At 62.0% G+C, this 25,383-nt stretch carries 22 protein-coding genes and 1 other annotated feature; of the genes, 18 read left to right on the top strand and 4 right to left on the bottom strand.

Annotated elements, in window-relative coordinates:
• Positions 1–207: 207 nt before the first annotated feature.
• Entirely contained in the window at positions 208–561 is a 354-nt protein-coding gene (locus tag ACTPOI_RS18475; protein ID WP_440111409.1) for a hypothetical protein, read from the bottom strand.
• Between the two features lie 781 nt (positions 562–1,342).
• Between ACTPOI_RS18475 and ACTPOI_RS18480 the strand changes: the two genes are divergently transcribed.
• From ACTPOI_RS18480 to ACTPOI_RS18530, 11 genes are all read left to right on the top strand, one after another.
• Positions 1,343–2,035: a c-type cytochrome gene (locus tag ACTPOI_RS18480; RefSeq protein ID WP_440111411.1), complete on the top strand. Its 693-nt coding sequence runs from the start codon at positions 1,343–1,345 to the stop codon at positions 2,033–2,035.
• Positions 2,036–2,047: 12 nt separating this feature from the next.
• Complete coding sequence (locus tag ACTPOI_RS18485; protein WP_440111413.1) at positions 2,048–3,325, top strand: c-type cytochrome; 1,278 nt, start codon at positions 2,048–2,050, stop codon at positions 3,323–3,325.
• Between the two features lie 61 nt (positions 3,326–3,386).
• Positions 3,387–3,782, top strand: a complete 396-nt coding sequence (locus ACTPOI_RS18490; protein ID WP_440111415.1) for a thioredoxin family protein — start codon at positions 3,387–3,389, stop codon at positions 3,780–3,782.
• Between the two features lie 329 nt (positions 3,783–4,111).
• A complete protein-coding gene (rimP, locus tag ACTPOI_RS18495; RefSeq protein WP_440112678.1) occupies positions 4,112–4,708 on the top strand; it encodes a ribosome maturation factor RimP in 597 nt (198 codons plus the stop codon).
• A gap of 84 nt (positions 4,709–4,792) precedes the next feature.
• On the top strand, positions 4,793–6,277 hold the full coding sequence (gene nusA, locus ACTPOI_RS18500; RefSeq protein WP_440111417.1) for a transcription termination factor NusA: 1,485 nt from the start codon (positions 4,793–4,795) through the stop codon (positions 6,275–6,277).
• Positions 6,278–6,301: 24 nt separating this feature from the next.
• Entirely contained in the window at positions 6,302–9,163 is a 2,862-nt protein-coding gene (gene infB / locus ACTPOI_RS18505; RefSeq protein WP_440111419.1) for a translation initiation factor IF-2, read from the top strand.
• Positions 9,164–9,181: 18 nt separating this feature from the next.
• The gene (rbfA, locus tag ACTPOI_RS18510; RefSeq protein WP_010458038.1) at positions 9,182–9,553 is read left to right on the top strand and encodes a 30S ribosome-binding factor RbfA; all 372 of its coding nucleotides are present in this window, start codon (positions 9,182–9,184) and stop codon (positions 9,551–9,553) included.
• Between the two features lie 3 nt (positions 9,554–9,556).
• A complete protein-coding gene (gene truB / locus ACTPOI_RS18515; protein WP_440111421.1) occupies positions 9,557–10,558 on the top strand; it encodes a tRNA pseudouridine(55) synthase TruB in 1,002 nt (333 codons plus the stop codon).
• Positions 10,555–12,378, top strand: coding sequence for a translational GTPase TypA (typA, locus tag ACTPOI_RS18520; RefSeq protein WP_440111423.1), 1,824 nt, complete (start codon positions 10,555–10,557; stop codon positions 12,376–12,378). The genes truB and typA overlap by 4 nt, the downstream gene beginning before the upstream one ends.
• A 66-nt stretch (positions 12,379–12,444) precedes the next feature.
• A complete protein-coding gene (locus ACTPOI_RS18525; RefSeq protein WP_440111425.1) occupies positions 12,445–13,320 on the top strand; it encodes a DMT family transporter in 876 nt (291 codons plus the stop codon).
• Complete coding sequence (locus tag ACTPOI_RS18530; RefSeq protein WP_440111427.1) at positions 13,317–14,411, top strand: enoyl-CoA hydratase/isomerase family protein; 1,095 nt, start codon at positions 13,317–13,319, stop codon at positions 14,409–14,411. Before ACTPOI_RS18525 ends, ACTPOI_RS18530 begins: the two co-directional genes overlap by 4 nt.
• A gap of 115 nt (positions 14,412–14,526) precedes the next feature.
• Here ACTPOI_RS18530 and smpB read toward each other — a convergent pair whose 3' ends face one another.
• Positions 14,527–15,000: an SsrA-binding protein SmpB gene (gene smpB / locus ACTPOI_RS18535; protein WP_440111429.1), complete on the bottom strand. Its 474-nt coding sequence runs from the start codon at positions 14,998–15,000 to the stop codon at positions 14,527–14,529.
• 405 nt (positions 15,001–15,405) lie between these two features.
• On the opposite strand from smpB, the gene ACTPOI_RS18540 reads away from it, so the two are divergent.
• Complete coding sequence (locus ACTPOI_RS18540) at positions 15,406–15,846, top strand: type II toxin-antitoxin system RatA family toxin (protein WP_440111431.1); 441 nt, start codon at positions 15,406–15,408, stop codon at positions 15,844–15,846.
• Complete coding sequence (locus tag ACTPOI_RS18545; protein ID WP_440111433.1) at positions 15,839–16,213, top strand: RnfH family protein; 375 nt, start codon at positions 15,839–15,841, stop codon at positions 16,211–16,213. Before ACTPOI_RS18540 ends, ACTPOI_RS18545 begins: the two co-directional genes overlap by 8 nt.
• Positions 16,214–16,267: 54 nt before the next feature.
• On the opposite strand, the gene ACTPOI_RS18550 is transcribed toward ACTPOI_RS18545, so the two are convergent.
• Entirely contained in the window at positions 16,268–16,795 is a 528-nt protein-coding gene (locus ACTPOI_RS18550; protein WP_440111435.1) for a DUF4124 domain-containing protein, read from the bottom strand.
• Between the two features lie 183 nt (positions 16,796–16,978).
• On the opposite strand from ACTPOI_RS18550, the gene guaB reads away from it, so the two are divergent.
• The 4 genes from guaB to ACTPOI_RS18570 all read left to right on the top strand — a co-directional run bounded on the left by guaB (position 16,979) and on the right by ACTPOI_RS18570 (position 22,893).
• Positions 16,979–18,454, top strand: a complete 1,476-nt coding sequence (gene guaB, locus ACTPOI_RS18555) for an IMP dehydrogenase (RefSeq protein WP_069106140.1) — start codon at positions 16,979–16,981, stop codon at positions 18,452–18,454.
• Between the two features lie 95 nt (positions 18,455–18,549).
• Complete coding sequence (gene guaA / locus ACTPOI_RS18560; protein WP_440111438.1) at positions 18,550–20,169, top strand: glutamine-hydrolyzing GMP synthase; 1,620 nt, start codon at positions 18,550–18,552, stop codon at positions 20,167–20,169.
• A gap of 212 nt (positions 20,170–20,381) precedes the next feature.
• Complete coding sequence (locus ACTPOI_RS18565) at positions 20,382–21,713, top strand: tyrosine-type recombinase/integrase (protein ID WP_440111440.1); 1,332 nt, start codon at positions 20,382–20,384, stop codon at positions 21,711–21,713.
• Between the two features lie 7 nt (positions 21,714–21,720).
• Entirely contained in the window at positions 21,721–22,893 is a 1,173-nt protein-coding gene (locus ACTPOI_RS18570) for a hypothetical protein (RefSeq protein WP_440111442.1), read from the top strand.
• Between the two features lie 110 nt (positions 22,894–23,003).
• Here the strand turns inward: ACTPOI_RS18570 and ACTPOI_RS18575 are convergent.
• Positions 23,004–24,229, bottom strand: a protein-coding gene (locus tag ACTPOI_RS18575; RefSeq protein ID WP_440110987.1) for an IS3 family transposase whose coding sequence is annotated in 2 segments (ribosomal slippage) — positions 23,004–23,941 and positions 23,941–24,229 — 1,227 coding nt in all. Because the reading frame shifts where the segments join, the coding sequence is not laid out codon by codon here.
• Positions 23,835–23,951: a sequence feature (AL1L pseudoknot), on the bottom strand. It overlaps the preceding gene by 117 nt.
• Between ACTPOI_RS18575 and ACTPOI_RS18580 the strand changes: the two genes are divergently transcribed.
• Positions 24,213–24,722, top strand: a complete 510-nt coding sequence (locus tag ACTPOI_RS18580) for a hypothetical protein (RefSeq protein ID WP_440111443.1) — start codon at positions 24,213–24,215, stop codon at positions 24,720–24,722. The two genes, ACTPOI_RS18575 and ACTPOI_RS18580, sit on opposite strands and share 17 nt — an antisense overlap.
• The last annotated feature ends 661 nt before the right edge of the window (positions 24,723–25,383 follow it).

The raw sequence follows: 25,383 nt of genomic DNA on the forward strand, positions 1-25,383 counted from the left end.
CACCCGTTCAGGGACCGTCTGCGGAGGGCCAGGCCCACAAGAGGAATGTTTACGACCGGCCCGGCCGGTACGGCGTCGCTGGGTCCTCCATGATCTGCAATCCTCGTCAGGATCTGCGGGCGGGGCGGATTGATGATGCGTTTTGTGCGCCCGAGAGGCCGGTGCCAGCATCAACAGCGCTCTGCTGCTGCCCCCGTTATCACGGGCTTATTGGATTCCTGCGAGCTGGAACCGCTGATCGAAGTTCATCTTGCCCAGCACCCGCAATGCCGCAGCACGGCTGGATTGATCGATTCGGGTGATATCAAGGCAGTAGCGCCGCTCGGTGGACACCACATCCACGCTGGTCTTGCCCCAAGTCACCGCTACCAGCAATGCGGCGCGCTGGCCCGCATCTCCGCCGACCGACACGCCACGGCGTTCCGGCTGGACCATGAACTCCAGACGTGGCGCACGCGTGAGCGTGAGATGCCCTCCACCCGGGGTTCCCAGGGCAAACCGGACGATCCAGTCATCTTCGTCTTCCACCGTCAGGGCGGGAACAGGCTGTGGGGCTGCCATGAATGCAGGGTAGAGGCAAGGATGGAGGAGAGGGCGGTGCGGTGAGGGATGCCGCAGTGCGGCGGCGGCAAGTATGCGCGCCGGTAGGCTTCCCGAAAGCAGGGTGAACCCGAAGGTGGGGACCAGACAACGGCGGGGGTGCGCTGTCAGCGGTATGAAAGCGGGTCGTGGGTAGTCCGGCGTAAGGACGCGAGCGGCGGGCATTGCCCCGGCGAGCACTTCAGCGACCGTCAACGCATCATGTCCGGGTAAATTGCCCGTGAGCGCTTCATTGATTGATCAGATTGCTATAGTTTTTATAGCACTTGGGCGCATGTGACACCTTGTGTGCAGCGATCAACGCAACTTTGCAGGCCACCGTGGCCGTGAATCCCGTGGTCTGCGAAGCAAGAGGAGGTCAGGTATTCTTGCCCGTGGGTCTCTGGCTGCCTGCCTGGTGTGCTGTGGAGCTTGCAACTGCAAGCGATTCCGTGATTCACCTATCACATTGCTGATGGTGCATCGACTGCGTGCCCCCCATGGCGTCCTGTAAGGATCGGCATGGTGCCTGACACGCCGCCCGGTATTGCACGCACTCTTTCTTCGCTGTTTTTCCCGCTATCGTTTTCCAATGTTTCCCTTTCATTCAAAAACTCCTGTGTGCGGGGTCCGTTTGCGTATTCCCGGGCGAGTGGCGACGGCCTTGCTCGGTGTGCTGTGCCTGGGCGTAGGGGGCTCGATAGCTTTCGCGGCGGCCAGCGCACCGGCGGGCGGTGCTCTCGCTGCCGCCGTTGCCCCCGCAATGCGAGCGACCGACAAGTCACCCGAGGGTATGGCGCCGCGCGTGCTGGCATGCACGGCGTGCCATGGCAAGGAGGGCAGGGCCACACAAGAAGGCTACTTTCCGCGCATTGCGGGCAAGCCCGCGGGCTATCTGGCGAATCAGCTGATCAACTTCCGGGACGGTCGGCGCAGCTATCCGCAGATGACGTACCTGATCGAGCACCTGACCGATGCGTACCTGCACGAGATGGCAGCGCACTTTGCCGCGCTGGACCTGCCCTACGCTCCGCCCCCCGCCCCGCAGGCCCCGGCCGCGGTGCTGGAGCGTGGCCGCCTGCTGGTCGAGCGCGGTGATGCAGCCCGCGACGTCCCGGCCTGTGTGTCTTGCCATGGCGCAGCCATGACCGGTGTGCAGCCGTTCATCCCTGGCTTGCTGGGCCTGCCGCGCGACTATCTCAACAGCCAGCTCGGCGCCTGGAAGACCGGCCAGCGCCGTGCACAAGCGCCCGACTGCATGGCAGCCATTGCACGCAAGCTCACTCCAGATGATGTGAGTGCCGTGTCTGCCTGGCTGGCGGCGCAGCCGGTGCCGGGCGGCGGAAAGCCCGTGGCAGCGTTGCCTGCGCCCATGCCGTTGCGCTGCGGCGGGGTAGCCGAGGTACCTGCCGCTTCTGCCACTGCGGGCGCGGCATTGCCCGTGGCCGTGCGCTGAGGGGGTGCCGCCATGAAACGCATCCTCTGGACGATTTCTGCAGCCATGGCCACGCTCGGCGTTGTCGCCGCTGCAGTGGTCACACTCAACCTGCGCGGCGAGGCCGAACTGCCAGCCGCGGAAACGCTTGTGCTCAGCCCGGCACTGGCGGCGCGGGGCGAATACCTGGCGCGCGTAGGCAACTGCATGGCCTGCCATACCACCCAGGGCGGTGCGCCCTTTGCCGGCGGCCGGGGCATCGAAACGCCCTTTGGGGTGGTGCACAGCTCCAACCTCACGTCCGATGCGGCCCACGGCATTGGCGGCTGGTCTTCGGCCGAATTCTGGCGCGCCATGCACCACGGCCGCAGCAAGGACGGCCGCTTGCTGTACCCCGCATTCCCGTACCCCAACTACACGCACGTCACGCGTGAGGATTCGGACGCCATCTACGCCTACCTGAAAACCGTGCCGCCTGCGGCCGAGCCCAACCGCCCGCACGCGCTGCGTTTTCCGTACAGCACCCAGGCAGCGCTCGGCGTGTGGCGGGCGCTGTTCTTTGCGCCGGGCGCTATCGAGCCCGACGCAGCCCAGACTGCCGAATGGAACCGCGGCGCATACCTGGTCAACGGGCTGGGCCATTGCACTGCCTGCCACACGCCCCGCAACGCCCTGGGCGCCACCACAGACGCCAAGGCCTTCACCGGCGGGCTGATCCCGGTGCAGAACTGGTATGCACCCGCGCTGAATGCAGCGTCTGAGGCGGGCGTGAGCCAGTGGCCCACCGATGACGTGGTTGCGCTGCTCAAAACGGGTGTGGGCCCGCAAGGGTCGGTACTGGGGCCGATGGCCGAAGTGGTGTTCCGCAGTACGCAGTACCTGAGCGAGGCAGACGCCCAGGCCATGGCCGTCTACCTGCAGGCATTGCCACCGCACGAGCCAGCTGCCGTGGCTGTGTCGAACCCGCCCGCGTCGGCGCTGGAGCGCGGCGCCAAGGTGTACGAGCAGCATTGCGCGCAGTGCCACGGGGAGCAGGGGGGCGGAGAGCCTGGAGCGTTCCCCCCGCTCAAGGGCAACCGCGCCGTTGTGCTGGGCGATCCAACCAACGTCGTGCGCGTGGTGCTCCAGGGTGGGTACTTGCCGGCCACGGCCGGCAACCCGCGACCGCATGGAATGCCGCCGTTTCAGCACCTTCTGGGCGATGAAGAGATTGCCGCCGTGGCGACCTTCATCCGCAACAGCTGGGGCAACCGGGCGCCGGCTGTAGGTACCATTGAGGTGTACCGCGCGCGCGAGCGTCGCGGCCTGTAGCCGCCACGTCCCAGCAGGACAGCGGCGCACCTCACACCACCGCATCAGGAAATTTTTCCCCATGGACAGCACCCCAGTCTCGCCCCAGTTCGCTGCACGCCCCGGCACGGACGCAGCGCGCACGTGGTGGGCGGTGTGCCTGTGTGCTGGCTGGTGTGGCACTTGCCGCGACTACCGCCCCATCTTTGAGGACCTGGCCCGTGCGCATCCTGGCGTGCGGTTTGAGTGGGTGGACATCGAGGATGAGTCGGAACTGGCGGGAGACCTTGATGTGGAAACATTCCCGACCCTGTTGATCGCCGACGGGGCGCGGGCCCTTTTTCTGGGGCCTTTGCTCCCGCAGGCCCCGGTGTTCACCCGCTTGCTCGGCAGCCTGCAGGCTGCGAATGAGCCCGCCAGCGCGGGCCACGATGCCCAGGCCGTTTTCGAGCGGGTGCGAACGGCGCGCGCCAGATGACTTGAGACGCGTTCTGGCCTGGCGGCGGCGTCCGTGGGCAGGCCGATGGTGGTTCTGGGGCCTGAGATCGATCCTCGCTTCGTCTGTAAAGCGTTCCGGGTTTGCCTGGCTCTCGCCTGCTGGCGTGCAAACAACACGGATGAGTGATTACTGCGCCCGCGTCTCTTTGCAAATCAATGCTTTACGCGCTACAATAAGAGCCTCACGACCAAGCGGGCGGGTACCAACCGCCCGTTTTTTTTGGTCGATTGCTTTTCGAGCTCGAAGCTGTCGGGGAAGTCTCCGGGGGTTATCGGGTTTTTTGTTTTTCCGGGATTGAACTGAATCACGTGGCACTGCAGCAAGTCGTAGAACAAACCGTTACCGGCCTGGGGTATGACCTGGTGGAGATCGAGCGCTCCGCGGGTGGTCTGTTGCGTGTCACCATTGACTTGCCGTGGGTGCGGCCGTCTGCAGATACGGTGGCGCCAGCGCTCGATCAGTTCGTGACGGTGGAAGACTGCGAGAAAGTCACGCGCCAGCTGCAATTTGCGCTGGAAGTCGATGGCGCCGAGTACAAGCGCCTTGAAGTTTCCTCCCCCGGAATCGACCGCCCCCTTCGCCACGAGCAGGATTTCACCCGCTTCGCAGGTTCGGTCATCGACATTACCTTGAAGGCGCCCATCGGCGTTGCTGCCGCGGCGGGCCAGGTCAACGCCACGCGCAAGAAATTTCGGGGCCTGCTCTCGCGGGCCGAATCCGGTGGCTGGCAAATCGTCTGGAGCGAGGAGCCCCCGGTCAAACCAGGTCAGAAAGTGAGCAAGAAGCGGGCTCCGGCCCCTTTGCAGGCACTGGGCTTCACCCTTGATGAGATACGGGATGCCCGTCTCGCGCCCATTGTGGATTTCAAGGGTCGCGCGGGCAAGGCGGGGGCTGCGCCTGCCTGAACCTGATTGTTGGCTGCTGAATGAACGGGCGCTGGCTGCTGCACGCAGAGCGCTCTCGCATGATTGAAACAGGAGAGTCGTCGCATGAATCGCGAATTGTTGATGTTGGTTGAGGCCATTTCGCGCGAAAAGAACGTCGAGCGGGACGTGGTGCTGGGTGCCGTGGAATCCGCTTTGGCACAGGCCACCAAGAAGCTGTACCAGGGCGAGGTGGACATCCGCGTGTCTGTCGATCGCGACAGCGGCAATTACGAGACTTTCCGCCGCTGGTTGGTGGTTCCTGACGACGCCGGCCTGCAGAATCCGGAAGCCGAAGAGCTGCTCATGGATGCGCGCGACCGGATCGCCGACATCGAAGTCGGTGAATACATCGAAGAGGGTGTCGAGTCCGTGCCCATCGGCCGCATCGGTGCCATGGCGGCCAAGCAGGTCATCCTGCAAAAGATCCGTGACGCCGAGCGCGAGATGCTGCTCAACGACTTCATGTCGCGCGGCGAGAAGATCTTCACGGGTACTGTCAAGCGCATGGACAAGGGCGACATCATCGTCGAGTCTGGTCGCGTGGAAGGCCGCCTGCGCCGCAGCGAGATGATCCCCAAGGAAAACCTGCGCAGTGGCGACCGTGTGCGCGCCATGATCATGGAGGTCGACCTGACCCTGCGCGGCGCGCCCATCATCCTGTCGCGTTCGGCCCCCGAGTTCATGATCGAGCTCTTCCGCCAGGAAGTCCCCGAGATCGAGCAAGGCCTGCTGGAGATCAAGACCTGCGCTCGCGACCCCGGCTCCCGCGCCAAGATCGCCGTGCTGAGCCACGACAAGCGCGTGGACCCCATCGGCACCTGCGTCGGCGTGCGTGGCACCCGTGTGAATGCCGTGACGAACGAGCTGGCGGGTGAGCGTGTTGACATCGTGCTGTGGTCTGAAGACCCGGCCCAGTTTGTCATCGGTGCACTGGCGCCTGCCAATGTGTCCTCCATCGTGGTGGATGAAGAAAAGCACGCCATGGACGTGGTGGTGGACGAGGAAAACCTCGCCATTGCCATCGGCCGCGGCGGTCAGAACGTTCGCCTGGCTTCCGACCTCACCGGCTGGAAGATCAACATCATGGACGCTGCTGAAAGCGCCCAGAAGCAAGCCAACGAAACCGACACCGCCCGCAAGCTGTTCATGGAAAAGCTGGATGTCGACGAGGAAATCGCCGAAATCCTGATCTCTGAAGGCTTCAACAGCCTGGAAGAGGTGGCCTATGTGCCACTCCAGGAAATGCTGGAGATCGAGTCTTTTGACGAAGACACCGTCAACGAGCTGCGCGCCCGCGCCAAGGATGCGCTGCTCACGATGGAAATCGCCCGCGAGGAAAGCGTGGAAGAGGTCTCCCAGGACCTGCGCGACCTCGAAGGCCTCACACCCGAGCTGATTGCCAAGCTGGCCGACGGCGGTGTGCATACACGTGACGACCTGGCCGACCTGGCCATTGATGAACTGACCGACCTGACCGGACAGTCTGAAGAAGATGCCAAAGCCTTGATCATGAAGGCGCGCGAACACTGGTTCGCGGGGCAAGAGTAAAGGTCAGGGAGGCACGAACCAAATATGTCCAGTAATACTGTCGCCGAGTTCGCTACCGAACTCAAGAAATCGCCTGAAACCCTGCTCGACCAGCTCAAGGCTGCCGGCGTGGGCAAGGCTTCCCCTGCGGATCCGCTCACCGAGTCGGACAAGCAAAAACTGCTGGCTTACCTGCAGGCCAGCCATGGCACTGCTTCGGCGGACCGCAAGAAGATCACGCTGGTGAAAAAATCCACCAGCGAGATCAAGCAGGCCGATGCCACGGGCAAGGCGCGCACGATCCAGGTGGAAGTGCGCAAGAAGCGCACGTTCATCCAGCGCGAAGACGGCGCCGAAGCCACGGTGGAAAACCGCGAAGAGGCCTTCGAGCAGCCCGCGCCTTCCAGTGAAGACCTGGAGTTGGCCCGCCGCGAGGAAGAAGCCCGCCGCCAGGCCGAGCTGATCCGCCGCCAGGAAACTGAATTGGCCGAAAAGCGTGCCGAGCGTGAAGCCCGCGAAAAGCGCGAGCGCGAAGCCGAAGAGCGTGCCGCCGCCTACGCTGCCCAGGAAGCCGAGAAGAAGGCTCAGGCATCGGCTGTGAAGCAGGAAGCCACTCGCGAGCAGGCTGCCGAAACGGCCGCACGCAGTGCAGCCCAGGTCGAAGCGCGCGAAAAGGCTGCCGCCGAGTCGAAGGCCCGTTCTGACGAAGAGGCTGCACGCGCTGCCGACCTCGACGCGCGTCGTCGCAAGGCCGAGGCCGAGGCAGCGGCTATCCGCTCGATGATGGCCACGCCCAAGAAGGCGGTCATGGTCGCCAAGAAGCCCGAAGAGCCCAAGCCAGTGGCCAAGCCAGCTGCCGTGGGTGACGCCAAGAAGGGCACGCTGCACAAGCCCGCAGTGGGCTCTGCCGTGCCCCGCACCGGTGCCGGCGCTGCCGCGCCTGCGGCCCCTGGTGCAGGCAAGGAAGTCAAGTCTGCCAAGCTGTCCTCCAGCTGGGCCAACGACACGGCCAAGAAGAAAGAAATCAAGACCCGCGGCGACAGCAGCGGCGGTGTCGGTCGCAATAACTGGCGCGGTGGCCCGCGTGGCCGCCGTGGCGACAACCGCGACCAGCGTGACGATCACCAGCAGTCGGCACCGGTCGAGGCGCGCATCATTGAAGTGCACGTGCCGGAAACCATCACGGTGGCCGAACTTGCGCACAAGATGTCGATCAAGGCCAACGAGGTCATCAAGGCGCTGATGAAGATGGGCCAGATGGTCACCATCAACCAGCCGCTGGACCAGGACACCGCGATGATCGTGGTGGAAGAACTGGGCCACAAGGCCGTGGTGGCGGCGCTGGATGATCCGGAAGCTTTTACCGACGACGATACGGCGCAGCAAGACGTCGAACTGCTGCCACGCGCACCTGTGGTCACCGTCATGGGCCACGTGGACCACGGCAAGACCTCGCTGCTCGACTACATCCGTCGTGCGAAGGTGGCTGCAGGCGAAGCCGGCGGGATCACGCAGCACATCGGTGCCTACCACGTGGAAACGCCACGCGGCATGGTGTCGTTCCTCGACACCCCTGGTCACGAAGCCTTCACGGCCATGCGCGCCCGCGGTGCACAGGCCACCGATATCGTGATTCTGGTGGTGGCTGCCGACGACGGCGTCATGCCCCAGACCAAGGAAGCCATCAAGCACGCCAAGGCGGCCGGCGTTCCTATCGTGGTCGCAATCACCAAGGCCGACAAGCCGGATGCCAACTTCGAACGCGTCAAGCAGGAGCTGGTGGTGGAGCAGGTCGTGCCTGAAGAATACGGTGGCGACTCACCATTCGTGCCGGTGTCCTCCAAGACCGGCATGGGCATCGACACACTGCTGGAGCAGGTGCTGCTGCAGGCTGAAGTGCTGGAGCTTCGCGCCCCGGTCGAATCACTGGCCAAGGGCCTTGTGATTGAAGCCCAGCTCGACAAGGGACGCGGTCCTGTGGCGACGGTGCTGGTGCAGTCGGGTACCCTGAAAGTCGGCGACATCGTGCTGGCAGGCCAGACCTACGGCCGCGTGCGTGCCATGCTGGACGAAAACGGCAAGACCGCCAAGACGGCAGGCCCATCAATCCCGGTGGAAATCCAGGGTCTGACCGAAGTGCCCCAGGCGGGCGACGACTTCATGGTGATGACCGACGAGCGCCGTGCCCGCGAGATCTCGACGTACCGCGCGGGCAAATTCCGCAACACCAAGCTGGCCAAGCAGCAGGCTGCCAAGCTGGAAAACATGTTCGCCGACATGACAGCGGGCGAGGTCAAGACCTTGCCCATCATCGTCAAGGCCGACGTGCAGGGTTCGCAGGAAGCACTGGCCCAGTCGCTGCTCAAGCTGTCTACCGACGAAGTCAAGGTGCAACTGGTGTACGCCGCTGTGGGCGCCATCAGCGAGTCCGACATCAACCTGGCGATTGCCTCCAAGGCCATCGTGATCGGCTTCAATGTGCGCGCCGATGCCGGTGCGCGCAAGCTTGCCGAGAACAATGGCGTCGATCTGCACTACTACAGCATCATCTATGACGCTGTCGATGAGCTCAAGGTTGCAATGTCCGGCATGCTGGCCCCCGAGCAGCGCGAGGAAATCATCGGTACGGCCGAGATTCGCACTGTGTTCGTGGCAACCAAGATCGGCACGATTGCCGGTTCGTACATCACCTCTGGCATGGTCCATCGCAACGCACGCTTCCGCCTGCTGCGTGACAACGTGGTGGTCTACACCGGCGAAGTCGACTCGATCAAGCGCCTCAAGGACGATGTTCGTGATGTCAAGGAAGGTTTTGAGTGCGGTATCAAGCTCAAGAACTACAACGACATCAAGGAAGGTGATCAGTTCGAATTCTTTGACATCAAGGAAATCGCACGGACGCTGTAAAGCATCGGTGACGACGACATGGCTGCGAAGAAATCTTCCACCCCCAACCGGGCCTTCAAGGTCGCCGATCAGATCCAGCGCGATCTGACGGAGCTGATCGCGCGCGAGTTGAAAGACCCGCGCGTGGGCATGGTGACGTTGCAAGGCGTGGAGGTCACTCCCGACTATGCCCACGCCAAGGTGTTCTTCAGCCTGCTGACGGGCGACCCTGTGGAAACGCAGGCGGCGCTTAACCAGGCTGCGGGTTTCCTGCGCAATGGCCTGTTCAAGCGGCTGCACATTCACACCGTGCCTACGCTGCACTTCGTGTTCGACCGCACCTCCGAGCGTGCGGCCGACATGAACGCCTTGATCGCCAAGGCGGTTTCTTCGCGCGCGAAAGAGGAATAGTCCATGCACGCGCCACGCACCAGGGTGCAGCGGCGCCCTGTGCATGGGGTGTTGCTGCTCGACAAACCGCTCGGCCTTTCGAGCAACGATGCCTTGCAAAAGGCCAAGTGGCTGCTGCGCGCCGAAAAGGCAGGGCACACCGGTACGCTTGATCCGTTGGCATCCGGGGTGCTGCCCCTGTGTTTTGGTGCCGCCACCAAGTTCAGCCAGTTGCAGCTGAATGCCCCCAAGACCTACGAAGCCGTTGCATTGCTGGGCGTTACCACCACCACCGGAGATGCCGAGGGTGATGTGGTGCAGCGTTGCGATGTAGACCCAGCCCAGCTGGTGCCTGAGCGCCTGGCTGCTGTACAGCAGCAGTTCACCGGCCCCATCCGCCAGGTGCCTCCGATGCATAGCGCGCTCAAGAAGGACGGCAAAGCGCTGTACGAGTACGCGCGGGCTGGCGTGACCGTGGAGCGCGAAGCGCGCGATGTGGTCATTCATGCATTGAAACTGGCCCTGGTGCAGACAGAACATGCACTGTTTGCTATTAAAATAGTAGTAACCTGCAGCAAGGGTACCTACATCCGCACCCTGGGCGAAGACATTGGTGCGGCGTTGGGTTGTGGTGCCCATCTCACCTTTTTGCGTCGCATCGATACGGGTGGGTTGGGGGTCGAGCGCTGTGTCACGCTGGCGCAGCTGGAGGCCATGCCCGAGGCGGATCGCCTGGCCAGCCTGGAGGCACCCGAGTCGCTGCTGGCGCAGCACATGCGTGTCACGCTGGATGGTGAAAATGCAGCCCGATTCCTGTCGGGCGTGCGTCGACGTGGCAACTGGCCTGACGCCAGTGCCGTGGCGGTGTTTGGCGAATCCCCCCCGGCCTTGCTGGGGGTGGGCCATATCGTGGGCGGGGAGCTGGTGCCGGACAGGCTCCTGAGTCCGCTGGAAATTCAACAGATTTTGGAAAGCACGCCGCATTCCGCGTCGATGGCGCACAGCGGCACATTGGAAAAACTATGACTAAACAAATCCGCAATATCGCGATCATTGCCCACGTTGACCATGGCAAGACCACCATGGTTGACCAGCTGCTGCGCCAGTCCGGCACTTTTGCCGACCACGAAAAGGTCGTCGACACCGTGATGGACAACAACGCCATCGAAAAAGAGCGGGGCATCACCATCCTGGCCAAGAACTGCGCCGTGAGCTGGAAAGACACCCACATCAACATCGTGGACACCCCCGGCCACGCGGACTTCGGCGGCGAAGTCGAACGCGCCCTGTCGATGGTGGACAGTGTGGTGCTGCTGATCGATGCGCAGGAAGGCCCCATGCCCCAGACGCGTTTCGTCACCAAGAAGGCCCTGGCCCTGGGCCTGCGCCCCATCCTGGTAGTGAACAAGGTCGACAAGCCCGGTGCGAACCCCGACAAGGTCGTGAACGCCGCGTTCGATCTGTTCGACAAGCTCGGTGCCACCGACGAACAACTGGACTTCCCCGTGGTGTATGCCTCGGGCATCAACGGCTGGTCTTCGCTGGAAGAGGGCGCACCGGGCGAGCAGTGGGGCCCCGATATGTCGGCCCTTTTCGACACCATCCTGAGCCACGTGCCACCGAACTCCGGTGACCCGGCCGCTCCGCTGCAGCTGCAAATCTCGGCGCTGGATTTCTCCAGCTTCGTGGGCCGCATCGGCGTGGGCCGCATCAGCCAGGGCACCATCAAGCCCGGCCAGGACGTGCTGGTGATGGAAGGCCCCGAAGGCAAGACCATCAAGGGCCGTGTCAACCAGGTGCTGACCTTCCAGGGCCTGGACCGTATGCAGACGCCTTTGGCCGGCCCTGGCGACATCGTGCTGATCAACGGCATCGAAGGCATCGGCATCGGCGTGACCGTGACCGACCCGGCCAACCCCGCACCGCTGCCCATGCTCAAGGTGGATGAGCCCACGCTGACCATGAACTTCTGCGTGAATACGTCGCCACTGGCCGGTCGTGAAGGCAAGTTCGTGACCAGCCGCCAGATCTGGGACCGCCTGCAAAAGGAACTCCAGCACAACGTGGCGCTGCGCGTTTCGGAAACCGACGAAGAAGGCATCTTTGAAGTGATGGGCCGCGGTGAACTCCACCTGACCATCCTGCTGGAAAACATGCGCCGCGAAGGCTACGAGCTCGCCGTTTCCAAGCCCCGCGTTGTCTTCAAGACCGTGAACGGCGAAAAGCACGAGCCTATCGAACTCGTGACGGTCGACATCGAAGAAGGCCACCAGGGTGGCGTGATGCAGGCTCTGGGCGAGCGCAAGGGCGAGCTGGTGAACATGGAGCCGGACGGCCGTGGCCGTGTGCGCCTGGAGTACCGCATTCCTGCGCGCGGCCTGATCGGCTTCACCAACGAATTCCTGAACCTGACGCGTGGCTCGGGCCTCATCAGCAACATCTTTGACAGCTACGAGCCGCACAAGGGTGACATCGGCGGTCGCAAGAACGGCGTGCTGATTTCCATGGACGACGGTGAAATCTTCACCTACGCCCTGGGCAAGCTCGACGACCGCGGTCGCATGTTCGTGAAGGCCAACGACCCCGTGTACGAAGGCATGATCGTCGGCATCCACAGCCGTGACAACGACCTGATCGTGAACGCCACGCGCACCAAGCAGCTGACCAACTTCCGCGTCAGTGGCAAGGAAGACGCGATCAAGATCACGCCTCCGATCGATGCCACGCTGGAATACGCCGTGGAATTCATCGAGGACGACGAGCTGGTCGAAATCACGCCCAAGTCCATCCGTATCCGCAAGCGGTTCCTGACGGAAAATGAGCGCAAGCGCGCAGGCCGTTCCTGATCACTCGCGCATTGCAAAAGGCCACTGCACTCCAGTGGCCTTTTTTCCGTCTGAACTGCAAGGTCCATGCTGAAACTCACACATTCCCGAGCCGTGCTGCTCATGGTGGCCGTGACCCTGATGTGGTCCATCGCCGGCGTGGTCACGCGCCACCTGGAGCATGCGGCCCGTTTTGAGGTGACCTTCTGGCGCAGCCTTTTCACTCTGCTGGCGCTCCTGGTCATCCTGCCCGTGCTGCAGGGGCGCGCCGTGTTTGCGTCGATGCGCCAGGGTGGCCGCGCGCTGTGGATCTCGGGCGTGTGCTGGAGCGTGATGTTCACGGCATTCATGGTGGCGCTGGTGCTCATGCCCGTAGCCAACGTGCTGGTGACGATGGCGGTGGGGCCCTTGCTCACCGCGCTGTTTGCACGGGTTTTCATCGGTCACCACATTGCTCCGCGCACCTGGGCGGCCATTACGGTTGCCGGGATGGGCATTGCCTGGATGTACGGGTCCCAGGTGGCTGGCCTGCCGCTGGCCGGGTCGCTGGTGGCACTGTGTGTCCCGGTGGCGGCAGCCGTCAACTGGACGGTGGTGCAGCTTTCGCAGCGCCACGGCCATGCGGTGGATCTGGTGCCCGCCGTGCTGGTAGGCGCGGTGATTTCCGTCGTGGCCACGCTGCCGCTGGCGCTGCCGTTTCAGGCGTCAGGCCATGACTTGGCCTTGCTGGCACTATTGGGCGTGGTGCAATTGGCCATTCCCTGCGTGCTGGCGGTGCGCTGCGGCCGCGTGCTCAAGGCGCCGGAAATGGCTTTGCTGGGGCTGCTGGAGGTGATTTTTGGCATCCTGCTTGCGTGGCTGGGCGCCGGCGAACGGCCTGACACTGCGGTGCTGACAGGCGGTGCACTGGTGATTGGTGCGCTGGTTTTCAATGAACTTTTGGGTTGGAAGGAACAACGATGACGGAGACGGTTGTGTCGGAAGTATTGAGTGAAGTGCGGGGCCAGGTTGGTTTCATCACGCTGAACCGCCCGCGCGCGCTCAATGCGCTGTCGCTGGGCATGGTGCGCGAACTGATGGGCGCGCTGCTGGCGTGGCAGCACGACGACAAGGTGCTCGCGGTGGCCATACGCGGCAGCAACAAGGAGGGCCCGTTTGGCGCTTTTTGCGCGGGCGGGGACATCCGCTTCTTGCACCAGGCAGGCAGCCAGGGCAATCCGCAGCTCGAAGACTTTTTTACCGAGGAATACGCGCTCAACCACCTCATCCACAACTACGGCAAGCCCTACATCGCCTTCATGGACGGCATCGTCATGGGGGGGGGCATGGGCATCAGCCAGGGCGCAGCCCTGCGCGTGGTGACGGAACGCACGAAGATGGCCATGCCCGAAACAGCCATTGGCCTGTTCCCGGACGTGGGCGGTGGCTACTTCCTCAGCCGCTGTCCAGGCCGTACCGGTGAGTGGCTGGCCTTGACGGGCGACACCATCGGCGCGGGCGATGCGATTGCCGTGGGCCTGGCCGATGGCTGCCTGCCCTCGGACCAGCAGGCGCCTCTGTGGGAAGCGCTGGGCACGCAGCACTTTGCCAGCGGCGCCGCCGTAAAAGAATATGTTGCTACAAAAATAATAGCTTGTGAGGCAAATATCACCGGGGCCAGGGCCGAAATTGACCAATATTTCGCCTTGCCGACCGTGGGCGAGATCGTCCAGGCCCTTGAAAGCGCTTCGTCTGACTGGGCGCGCGCCACGGCGGCCACGCTGCGCAAGCGCTCCCCGCTGATGCTGCATGTGGTGCTGGAGCAGATTCGCCGTGCCCACGCGATGGGCCTGGCCGACGATCTGCGGATGGAGCGCGACATGGTGCGCCACTGCTTTTACCTGCGCCCGGGGCAGAGCGAGACGGTGGAAGGCATCCGCGCCCTGGCGGTAGACAAGGACCACGCTCCGAAGTGGAACCCGGCCCGCATTGAAGACGTGACGCCCGACATGGTGGCGCCTTTCTTTGCCAGCCCCTGGCCGGCACACGCGCACCCGCTGGTCTCCCTGGTCTGATGGCTATGCGCACCGCGCTGTCCACCGATGGTGGGTGGCGCGGGCCCTGCGGCTGTGATCCAGGGTCACGGCGCTCAGCGCAATCTGGCAGGTAGCACCGCTGGGCGTACCCTGCTCAGCGGTTGCGGCTCTTCATGGCGCGCTCGACCTCGCGCTTGCCTTCGCGGTCCTTGATCGTGTCGCGCTTGTCGTGTTCGGCCTTGCCCTTGGCCAGGGCGATCTCGCATTTCACAAAGCCGTTCTTCCAGTGCAGGTTAAGCGGCACCAGCGTGTAGCCCTTTTGTTCAACCTTGCCGATCAGCCGTTTGATGTCGTCCTTCTTGAGCAGCAGCTTTTTCGTGCGTATGGCGTCGGGGTTCACGTGCGTCGACGCGGTTTTGAGCGGGTTGATCTGGCAACCCAGAAGAAACAGCTCGCCTTCGCGGATGAGAACGTAACCGTCAGTCAGCTGCACCTTGCCTTCCCGCAGGGCTTTGACTTCCCAGCCGTACAGCACCATGCCGGCTTCGAGGCGCTCCTCGAAGAAGTAGTTGTAAGCCGCCTTTTTGTTGTCAGCGATGCGGGCGGTGGGGTCAGGTTTTTTGGCCATGGGATTGAGCGTGTTTCGCACTTTGCGTGCCGCGAAATTCTGGTTGTCTGCCTGACCGCAGGATGCAGGCGCATCAGCGAGTAGAACACTTCGGTCGGCTAATCGGTCGGTCAGGCGGCAGGGTTGTATGCGCTGGAGTGTTCGGGTCGGGCCACAGGAGCCCAGCCATCAGGGTCGGGGGACAACTAGCTTCACGACCTCGTGTCGCAGGGCTTTCCGGTCAGATCGCGTCTTGCAGACGCCGGTGCCCTGATCCATGAAAGTCTTGCGGACCCATCGAAGATAGGGTCCGCTCCGCAAGATAAAAGGCCCTCCCTACAATGGATGCCATCTCGCAAGCTGGCGATTCTAATTTCTCCGGCCTTCGCGCCCGCCCCTGGCGGTGCATCCGCCGGCCCTGTCTGCATGAAAACCGTCCACAAGTCCGTCCTGATCTGGTACAGCCCCGAAGAAATGTTTGCCCTGGTCACCGGGGTGGAGCACTACCCGCAGTTCCTGCCGTGGTGCGATCACTCGGCCGTGCTCGAAACCGTGCAAGACGGCATGACCGCCGAGGTGGGCATTGCCTTCAGCGGCATCCGCCAGACCTTCGTCACGCGCAACACCCACGAAGACGGGCGACGTGTGCAGATGCACCTCATCAAGGGCCCGTTCTCGCGGCTCGACGGCGACTGGCATTTTCATCCGGTGGGGGACGGAACCCAGCGGGCGTGCAAGGTGGAATTACGCCTGAACTATGGCTTTGAAAGCGCCACCTTGGCAGCGCTGGTGGGCCCTGTTTTCGACCGCATCGCCAGCAGCATGGTGGACGCCTTCGTCAAGCGTGCAGAGCAGGTGTATGGCTGACGCGGCAGCCCCTCAAGGCATGGAGGTCACCATCGTCGCGTGTGTCGGGCCGCGGGAGACAAGGGAGTGGGTGGTGCGCCTTGCAGCGCCCGCCACGCTGCGCGACGCGTTGTTGGCTTGTGAAGATCCTGCGGTCCAGGCGCTGCTCGGGGACGATGGGGCGCCAGCAGAAAACGGGATCGCCGCAGGCATCTGGGGCCGCAGCGCCGGGCTGGATGCTCCGGTGGCTCATCTCGACCGTGTGGAGGTCTACCGCCCGCTCAAGGTCGACCCCAAGGTCGCCCGCCGCGAGCGCTTTGCACGCCAGGGTGCGCGGACCACCGGCCTGTTTGCGCGCCAGCGCCCGGGCGGCAAGGCGGGCTACTGAGCGGCGCAGTGCCCGGGGCGTCCACCCCGCCGGCAACAAGGCCGCCGTCTGGGATCAGCGTTTGCAGTCGGTGGCGATGATGCCGTCAATGCGCTTCGTCTCTGCATTGCGCGCGGCTTCGTCCATGAACACGCGCTCGCCCTGGGCATTGGTCTGCGTGATGATGCGACCGCTGTCATAGGTGGCCTTGGCCTGGCGAGCGCGGGTGCAGTTTTCTGCCTGGGCTTTCGCGATTTTTTCCTGCTCGGCCTTTGCCTTGGCCGCCTCGGCAGCTTCAGCCGCGGCCTTCTTTTGCTCCAGTTCCTTGTCCTTGGTGGAACTCGCAGCCACCTTGGGAGCAGCCGCAGGCGCTGCACCGGGCTGCGGCGCGTCCGCGCCTTCAGTCCCGGCCGCTGGCGCTGCTGCGCGTGCAGGACGCGGACCTCCCGGTTGCTTGAGGATGCTCTTTTCAGGGATTTCCTGTGGAGGCGGACGGTCGCTGAACACCTTGCGGCCATCCTTGTCGATCCATTGCCACTGGGCCGATGCGCCCATGGCCCAGGTGCAGGCCACGGCCAGCAGGAGAAGCTTGTGCATTTTCATGCGGGCAAGTTTAGCGGTGCCACCCGTGGCCCGCCAGTGGCTTGGCTCGCCCTTGCAAAGGGCTGCGACCGTGCGTCGGGCAAAAGGCCGGGCGCAAAGGGCGGCGCGCGGGTCCGGCGTGCAGGACAACGTCGGCTTTGCACCACAGCTGCACGGGTACAATCCGTCTTTTGGAGCTTTCTCATGCGCCTTCTTGGAAAAGCGCTCACCTTCGACGATGTGTTGCTGGTGCCAGCGTACTCCCAGGTCCTGCCCAAGGACACGTCCCTCGCGACGAAACTCTCCCGCAACATCCAGCTGAACCTGCCGCTCGTGTCCGCCGCCATGGACACCGTGACGGAAGCGCGCCTGGCCATTGCCATTGCCCAGGAGGGCGGCATCGGTATCGTGCACAAGAACCTCACAGCGCAGGAGCAGGCTGCCCATGTGGCCAAGGTCAAGCGCTACGAGTCGGGCGTGTTGCGCGACCCTGTCGTCATCACCCCAGAGCACACGGTGCTGCAGGTACTGCAACTGTCCGAACAACTGGGTATTTCGGGATTTCCGGTGTGCGACGGCGGCAAGGTGGTGGGCATCGTGACCGGCCGAGACCTCCGCTTTGAGACGCGCTACGACGTCAAGGTCCACCAGATCATGACGCCGCGCGAAAAGCTCATCACGGTCAATGAAAAAGACGGCACCACGCCGGCCGAGGCCAAGGCGCTGCTCAACAAGCACAAGCTCGAACGCATTCTGGTCATCAACGACAAGTTCGAACTCAAGGGCCTGATCACGGTGAAGGACATCACCAAGCAGACCAGCTTCCCCAATGCCGCGCGCGATGCCGCTGGCCGCCTGCGCGTGGGTGCAGCGGTAGGCGTGGGTGAGGGTACCGAGGAGCGCGTCGAAGCGCTGGTGAAGGCCGGCGTCGATGCCATCGTGGTGGACACCGCCCACGGACACAGCAAGGGCGTGATCGACCGCGTGCGCTGGGTCAAGCAGAACTACCCGCAAATCGACGTGATCGGCGGCAACATTGCCACCGGCGCGGCGGCGCTGGCGCTGGTCGAGGCGGGCGCAGACGCCGTCAAGGTCGGCATCGGCCCGGGCTCCATCTGCACCACGCGCATCGTGGCCGGTGTGGGCGTGCCTCAGATCATGGCCATCGACAACGTGGCCACGGCGCTGAAGGGCACGGGCGTGCCGCTGATTGCCGACGGTGGCATCCGCTACAGCGGCGACATCGCCAAGGCCCTGGCCGCAGGCGCGGGCACCGTGATGATGGGCGGCATGTTTGCGGGCACCGAAGAGGCACCCGGTGAGGTCATCCTGTTCCAGGGCCGCAGCTACAAGAGCTACCGCGGCATGGGCTCGATTGGCGCCATGCAGCAGGGCAGTGCCGACCGCTACTTCCAGGAGTCAAGCACCGGCAACCCCAACGCCGACAAGCTCGTGCCCGAGGGCATTGAAGGCCGCGTGCCGTACAAGGGCTCGATGGTCTCCATCGTGTACCAGATGGCCGGCGGCGTGCGTGCCTCCATGGGTTACTGCGGTTGCGCCACCATCGAAGAGATGAACAACAAGGCCGAGTTCGTGGAGATCACCACCGCCGGCATCCGCGAGAGCCACGTGCACGACGTGCAGATCACCAAGGAAGCGCCCAACTACCGCGCGGACTGACCTCCCAGCCACCATAGGCCCGAACCCGTTTCCCAGGTGTTCGGGCCTTTGTCGTTTTTCAAGCCCCAGCCTTCAGCCCTTTTCCGCCGCCTGCCATGCAACACCAGAAAATCCTCATCCTCGATTTCGGCTCGCAAGTCACTCAGCTCATCGCCCGCCGTGTGCGCGAGGCGCATGTTTACTGCGAGGTGCATCCTTGCGATGTGACGGACGAGTGGGTGCGCGAATACGCCGCCGACGGCAGCTTGAAGGGCATCATCCTGTCGGGCAGCCACGCCAGCGTGACCGAAGACACCACCGACCGCGCACCGCAAGCGGTGTTTGACCTCGGGCTGCCCGTGCTGGGCATCTGCTACGGCATGCAGACCATGGCGCAGCAGCTCGGTGGCAAGGTCGAAACGGGCCACAAGCGCGAGTTCGGCTTTGCGGCCGTGCGCGCACGCGGCCACACCGCGCTGCTCAAGGACATTGCCGACTTCACCACGGCCGAAGGCCACGGCATGCTCAACGTGTGGATGAGCCACGGCGACAAGGTCACCGAGCTGCCCCCGGGCTTCAAGCTCATGGCCAGCACCGAGAGCTGCCCCATCGCAGGCATGGCCGATGAAGATCGCCGCTTCTACGCCGTGCAGTTCCACCCCGAAGTCACGCACACCGTGCAGGGCAGGGCGCTGCTGGAGCGCTTTGTGCTGGGCATCTGCGGTACGCGCCCCGACTGGGTCATGCGCGACCACATTGCCGAGGCCGTGGAGCAGATCCGCCAGCAGGTGGGCGACGAGGAAGTGATCCTGGGGTTGTCGGGCGGCGTGGACTCGTCCGTGGCCGCAGCGCTGATCCACCGCGCCATTGGCGACCAGCTCACCTGCGTGTTTGTGGACCATGGCCTGCTGCGCCTCAACGAGGGCGACATGGTGATGGACATGTTTGTCGGCAAGCTGCACGCCAAGGTGATCCGCGTGGATGCGGCGGATCTCTTTCTGGGCAAGCTGGCCGGCGTGAGCGAACCCGAAGCCAAGCGCAAGATCATTGGCGGTCTGTTTGTGGACGTGTTCAAGGCCGAAGCGGCCAAGCTGAAGGCTGGCGACGGCGGCCACAAGGGCGCCACTTTCCTTGCCCAGGGCACCATCTACCCCGACGTGATCGAGAGCGGCGGCGCCAAGAGCAAGAAGGCCGTCACCATCAAGAGCCACCACAACGTGGGCGGCCTGCCCGAGCAGCTGGGCCTGAAGTTGCTGGAGCCCCTGCGGGACCTGTTCAAGGACGAAGTGCGTGAACTGGGCGTGGCCCTGGGCCTGCCGCCCGAGATGGTCTACCGCCACCCGTTCCCGGGCCCCGGCCTGGGCGTGCGTATCCTGGGCGAAGTGAAAAAGGAATACGCCGACCTGCTGCGCCGCGCTGACGCGATCTTCATCGAAGAGCTGCGCAACTTTGTCGACGACGCCACCGGCAAGACCTGGTACGACCTCACCAGCCAGGCCTTTACCGTGTTCCTGCCCGTCAAAAGCGTGGGCGTGATGGGCGATGGCCGCACGTATGACTACGTGGTGGCGCTGCGCGCCGTGCAGACCAGCGACTTCATGACTGCCGACTGGGCCGAGCTGCCCTACGCGCTGCTCAAGAAGGTGTCTGGCCGCATCATCAACGAAGTGCGTGGTATCAACCGCGTGACGTACGACGTGTCGAGCAAGCCGCCTGCGACGATTGAGTGGGAATAATGTACAGTGACTTCAAGACGTTCAGCAGCGTCTTGAATTTCACAAAATTACATTGAGAATCAATAGCTTATGCATCCAAAGGCACCTAGCGGGATGCAGCCAAAGCCAAAGTTTTAGACGGTAGCTGTGACGGTAAATCTGTGAATCTCTGAGGCGCTGCTTTCCTTTACCGACAAGGGCCTTGACGGTAAAGTTTTACAAGGAAAGCCACCATGCTCACAGACACAGAACTGCGCAAACTGCGCCCAAAAGAAAAAACTTTCAAAGTCGCTGACAGAGACGGCATGTACGTGACCGTCTCGACCGCAGGTACGAAGTCGTTTCGCTATGACTACCGCCTCAATGGCCGACGAGAAACACTGACGATTGGCCGATACGACGACACGGCGGGTGCCAAGCATCCCCGTGACCCGGCTGAACTCGACTTCGGCATGACGGTCTCGTTGGCCGAAGCCCGTTCATTGCTCACGGTTGCCAGACGGTGTGTGGAACGCGGTGAGTCACCCTCCAGAACCAAAGTCGAAAAGCGCCAAGAAGCAGCAGACTCCCTGACATTCGGGCGCTGGGCAGAAAAATACTTCGCAGACAAGGCCGATCCCAACAACGGTGCTCGTCTGGCCGACTCCACGCTGGCAATGCGGCGCTCGGTCTACAAGCGGTATCTGGAAGGACCGTTCGGCAAGCTCAAGCTGGACGAAATCAATCCTGCCCAACTGATGAAGCATTGCGAGAGCATCCGCGAGAAGGGTGCCGCTGCCCCAGCCGTCCAAGTCCGGGAAATCGTCTTGCTGGTGTACCGCTTCGCTGTTTCCAAGGACAAGTCACTCACTGTGACGAATCCTGCTGAAGCCATCAGACCCAGCGACATTGCCACATTCAAGGCACGCGACCGTGCGCTGAATCCCACAGAAATTCGTCGCTTCCTTGCCGTACTGGACACAACGGCAACCTCTGCGACCCTGCGCTTGGCGTTGCGGTTCGTAATGCTGACGATGGTGCGCAAGGGTGAGTTTGTGAACGCAACATGGGGTGAAGTCGATTTCGACAACGCCGTTTGGACGATCCCCAAAGAGAGAATGAAGACAGGCAAACCTCATGTGGTGTATCTCAGCACACAGGCGCAAGACGTGCTGGTGACGTTCAAAACCTGCTTTGCGTCATCACGCTATCTGCATCCCGGTCGATACGACATGGATACGCCCATCAGCAACGCAACATTGAACCTTGTGATTGAGGTTGCAGTGGAAGCCATTCGAGCCAAGGGTGAAGACTTTCAGAACTTCACGGTCCATGACCTGCGGCGCACAGCATCTTCGCTACTGAACGAGGCTGGCTTTAACCGCGATTGGATCGAAAAATGCCTCGCGTACGAAGAGGGCAGTATCCGGGGTGTCTACAACAAAGCCGAGTATGGCGAGCAACGGCGAGTCATGCTCCAAGCCTGGGCCGACATGATCGAGGCTTGGAGCCGTGACGAAAGCGTGCGAGAAATCGTTCGCGCTGCAAAAGTGGCTGCGGCGGATGTTGATATGAAAATAGGATGATATTTTTATGGCAACAAAGAAATTATCTTCGATTGTCAATAAAACAAATCGTCAATGGGCTTGGCAGTTTTTACGGCGTAATCGTGTTTATCGGGATGCTTACGCTTTCTTAGCCTCACTTAGGGAAGAGCAGCGAGCAGTGTTTGAAAAGCTAATCCGTGGACAGCTGGATTCATATGCTGAGAATTGGTCCCAACTTGGATCGCTGCCAGTAAAGCTCTTTGATCGCAACTATTTGTGGAACGAAAAAGACGAAAATAAGACTCTCGATGAATATGTCAAGATTTCGAGAAAGCGATTTTTAAAAGCAAAAAAGCATTACCTGTCGATTGCTGAAGACGTCGATGATCTCATTTTGCGAGTCATGCCTGAGTTTCGTGCAGATCAATACGGATTGTTTGAATGGATCGATCCAGGCATTGAAGAAATGACCGCGGAACAGGCAGATGCGATTTGGTTCTACTCAGTCCCCATGGAAGCAACGTTGGTGAGAGCGCCTTGGCTTGATGATAAAGACATTAGCTTTGAAAAGTCCGATTGGAAAGGGGTAGGCAGGGAAGTTCTTTTGGGTATTAAAGAGGCGGTAGAGATTGATTCAGGCGGTGTGAAGAATAAAATAAATAGACCAGTTCAGTCTGAAATACTTCCTTTGAAAAGGGGAATTAATGGCGCTATTTTTATAATGGACAATTTTTCCTCGCCCCCGTCTTTTCATCCAGTTGATGGTCAGCGAATACCCATTGGACGCGATCCCGAACCACTTTCACTTGACGGCGACACGCTGGTTCGTGCTACCTTTGATGCTCGCCTCCCTATCGAGTACCAGATAGAGGCTGTTAAAAATTACTTGGCTGAGCAACAAAAAGAGTTGCAGGAAGCAGGCTTTATTGATGCGCTTCCGTCAAGGAAAGGCCGCCAAGGTGTTTTTGCTTCATATGTTGCAATTCTCGATCTCCATGACCAAGGGGTATCTGATTTAGATATTGCGATAAAGCTCAGAAAACTTGAAAGAGAAGTTTACACAGACGCCCAAGGAAAAGAGCACAGGAGCTACGTTGATCCCATAAGGCCAGATTTAGCAACATCACAGGAACATACAAGCGCTATTCGCAAACAACTTGAGCGTGCAAGACGCCTTCGAGATCATGGGTACAGATCACTTGCGCTACAGATGGATTGAGCTTGCTATGCGGATGCCGTGTCGTTCTATCTGACTGGGTGAATCTGGCTTCAAGGAGAGGCAAGTTGTGAACCGCCCCGGGTTTCGCGGAGGCTGTTTGGTTTAAGTGCTCATGCCACTGCAGCTGATTGCTCGACGAGTTGGCGGTAGTAGTTTGCCTCAGCTTCAGCAGGCGGGATGTAGCCCAGCGGCCCCATCAGACGATGGTTGTTGAACCACGAGACCCACGTCAGCGTGGCGAGCTCGACTGCCTCGCGGGTCTTCCAAGTCCGTCGGTGGATCACCTGGGCCTTGTACAGGCCGTTGATCGTCTCGGCCAGGGCGTTGTCGTAGCTGTCGCCTTTGCTGCCCACAGACGGCTCGACCCCTGCCTCTGCCAAGCGTTCCGAGTACCGAATCGAAACGTACTGCGAGCCGCGATCCGAGTGGTGAATGAGGCTGCTGTCGCGCTCGGGTTGCCGCTCGTACAGCGCTTGCTCCAGAGCATCGAGAACGAAGTCCGTGGTCATCGATGTGCTCACGCGCCAGCCCACGATGCGCCTGGCGAAGACGTCAACGACGAATGCCACATAGAGCCAGCCCTGCCAGGTAGAGACATAGGTGAAGTCCGAGACCCACAGCTGGTTCGGCCGCTGTGCATGGAACTGCCGATTCACCTTGTCCAGCGGGCACAGTGCCTTACGGTCACTGATGGTCGTGCGAATCACCTTACCGCGTCTGACACCCTGCAGCCCCATTCGCTTCATCAGGCGCTCGACCGTGCACCGAGCAACGACCTCGCCCTCGCGGTTCAGCTGCATCCACACCTTGTCGGCGCCGTAGACCTGCAAGTTGGCGTTCCACACCCGCTCGATGGTCGGCATCAACACCGCATCGCGCCGGGCCCTGTGGCTGAGCAGGCCGGTGTCGCGCAACCGGGCTGCATGCCTGCGATAGGCCGACGGGGCGATCTGCAGCAGCCTGCACATCGGCTCGACCCCGTGGACTTCGCGGTGTTCGTCCACGAACCGGTACATCACTTCAACCGGCGGTCGAGCTCCGCCTGGGCGAAAAACGCGCTGGCCAGCTTCAATATCTCGTTGGCCCGGCGCAATTCTTTGACCTCGCGTTCCAGCTCCTTGACCCGTTGGGCTTCGGCCGTGGTGACACCTTCTCGCGTACCTGCATCAACTTCGGCGCGTTTGACCCATTCGTTCAGTGTCTGTGGCACGCAGCCAATCTTGGCGGCGATGGACTCGATGGCGGCCCACAGTGAAGGGTACTCCCCGCGCTGCTCCTGCACCATCCTCACTGCGCGCTCACGCACCTCAGGCGAGAACTTGTTCGTCTTCTTCATGGCTCAATCCTCTCAGAGTGTTGAGCCTCCTCGAAACCCGGGGCGGTTCACGTTCTCCAATCACAACCTCAGTGGCGAAGTGAAGGCGTTGCTAGCCGGTGGTGTGTCGCTTTACCCCAACTGCTACGTGAAGGAGTCCATCTTCGGTCGTTCGCCTAGCGGCAGTACGGACAAGGAAGACGCTCCTCCGCTAGGCAACTATGTGGCACCTGTGATCGCTTTCACCGGAACTGCCGACACCGCCACGCCGCTGTCTCAGTGCAACGTGGACAAAGTATTCAAGGGCGTCGAGAAGTGGACGAACTTTGAGGGCGCCACGCATGCATGGGACTCGCCAACCCGAGGTGTCGGTCGTCGGGCGGAAGACAACGTGTGCACTCGGGCGCTCAACAAATACAACCCGTTCCCCATCTGCAGCAGCAACAAGTTCACGGACATTACGCGGAGCGAGATGTTGACGTTTGTTGAGAGACATCTGCCCAAAGCGCAGTGACCCGGCGCCTGTACGCGCGGCTCTAGAAGCGATGCTACGCGAAGCGATGCCGTAGCCGCGGACATACTCAATCCCATGGGATTTCGATGAACAACCAAATGCCGTTAAGTTTGCTGTATGTTCGGACGGAGTAGGGCGTAGTTGGGTTTTTCTGGACTACGCCCAAATCGACAACAAACCATGACGGTAAAGCTGACGGTATGGACGACTTTGGACGAATCGCTCGTACCATCTCAATTGATGCAACACCGAACGAAGAAGTCCAAGCTTTCGTTCCGGTTGACAATTGAGTGGGAGTAGTGCGCAGAGATTTCACGGCGTTGAGCGGCGGCGCGAGATGTTCGCGATGTCAGGGCGGTTCGCCGGGTGGGCTATCGCCAGGGGCCCAGCACGATGGGGACCATGGCCTGAAGCGACCACCGTAACCGCGGTCGACTTGCCGACACCCGGCACGGGGCCGGGGCATCGCTAGTCCCTGTGTCGGCTGCAACCCTGCGCAAAAGATCTCGCCGCACTTCCCGCAGCTGCCTCACGCACTGGCCAATGCATGCCAACGGCTTGCTGTGCGGCGAACGCCGTGAGCTGCGTAGGCCTTCATCGACGCAATGCTGCACCTCGGCGTGCGGAGGCGAATGCCCGCCGGCCGGGGGCAGGCGCAGTC

Source organism: Acidovorax sp. BL-A-41-H1, assembly GCF_051942715.1.

Coding starts and splice junctions, on each gene's coding strand:
- ACTPOI_RS18475 (WP_440111409.1), bottom strand. CDS start 561: ATGGCAGCCCCACAGCCTGTTCCCGCCCTGACGGTGGAAGACGAAGAT.
- ACTPOI_RS18480 (WP_440111411.1), top strand. CDS start 1,343: ATGCGAGCGACCGACAAGTCACCCGAGGGTATGGCGCCGCGCGTGCTG.
- ACTPOI_RS18485 (WP_440111413.1), top strand. CDS start 2,048: ATGAAACGCATCCTCTGGACGATTTCTGCAGCCATGGCCACGCTCGGC.
- ACTPOI_RS18490 (WP_440111415.1), top strand. CDS start 3,387: ATGGACAGCACCCCAGTCTCGCCCCAGTTCGCTGCACGCCCCGGCACG.
- nusA (WP_440111417.1), top strand. CDS start 4,793: ATGAATCGCGAATTGTTGATGTTGGTTGAGGCCATTTCGCGCGAAAAG.
- infB (WP_440111419.1), top strand. CDS start 6,302: ATGTCCAGTAATACTGTCGCCGAGTTCGCTACCGAACTCAAGAAATCG.
- rbfA (WP_010458038.1), top strand. CDS start 9,182: ATGGCTGCGAAGAAATCTTCCACCCCCAACCGGGCCTTCAAGGTCGCC.
- truB (WP_440111421.1), top strand. CDS start 9,557: ATGCACGCGCCACGCACCAGGGTGCAGCGGCGCCCTGTGCATGGGGTG.
- typA (WP_440111423.1), top strand. CDS start 10,555: ATGACTAAACAAATCCGCAATATCGCGATCATTGCCCACGTTGACCAT.
- ACTPOI_RS18525 (WP_440111425.1), top strand. CDS start 12,445: ATGCTGAAACTCACACATTCCCGAGCCGTGCTGCTCATGGTGGCCGTG.
- ACTPOI_RS18530 (WP_440111427.1), top strand. CDS start 13,317: ATGACGGAGACGGTTGTGTCGGAAGTATTGAGTGAAGTGCGGGGCCAG.
- smpB (WP_440111429.1), bottom strand. CDS start 15,000: ATGGCCAAAAAACCTGACCCCACCGCCCGCATCGCTGACAACAAAAAG.
- ACTPOI_RS18540 (WP_440111431.1), top strand. CDS start 15,406: ATGAAAACCGTCCACAAGTCCGTCCTGATCTGGTACAGCCCCGAAGAA.
- ACTPOI_RS18545 (WP_440111433.1), top strand. CDS start 15,839: ATGGCTGACGCGGCAGCCCCTCAAGGCATGGAGGTCACCATCGTCGCG.
- ACTPOI_RS18550 (WP_440111435.1), bottom strand. CDS start 16,795: ATGAAAATGCACAAGCTTCTCCTGCTGGCCGTGGCCTGCACCTGGGCC.
- guaB (WP_069106140.1), top strand. CDS start 16,979: ATGCGCCTTCTTGGAAAAGCGCTCACCTTCGACGATGTGTTGCTGGTG.
- guaA (WP_440111438.1), top strand. CDS start 18,550: ATGCAACACCAGAAAATCCTCATCCTCGATTTCGGCTCGCAAGTCACT.
- ACTPOI_RS18565 (WP_440111440.1), top strand. CDS start 20,382: ATGCTCACAGACACAGAACTGCGCAAACTGCGCCCAAAAGAAAAAACT.
- ACTPOI_RS18570 (WP_440111442.1), top strand. CDS start 21,721: ATGGCAACAAAGAAATTATCTTCGATTGTCAATAAAACAAATCGTCAA.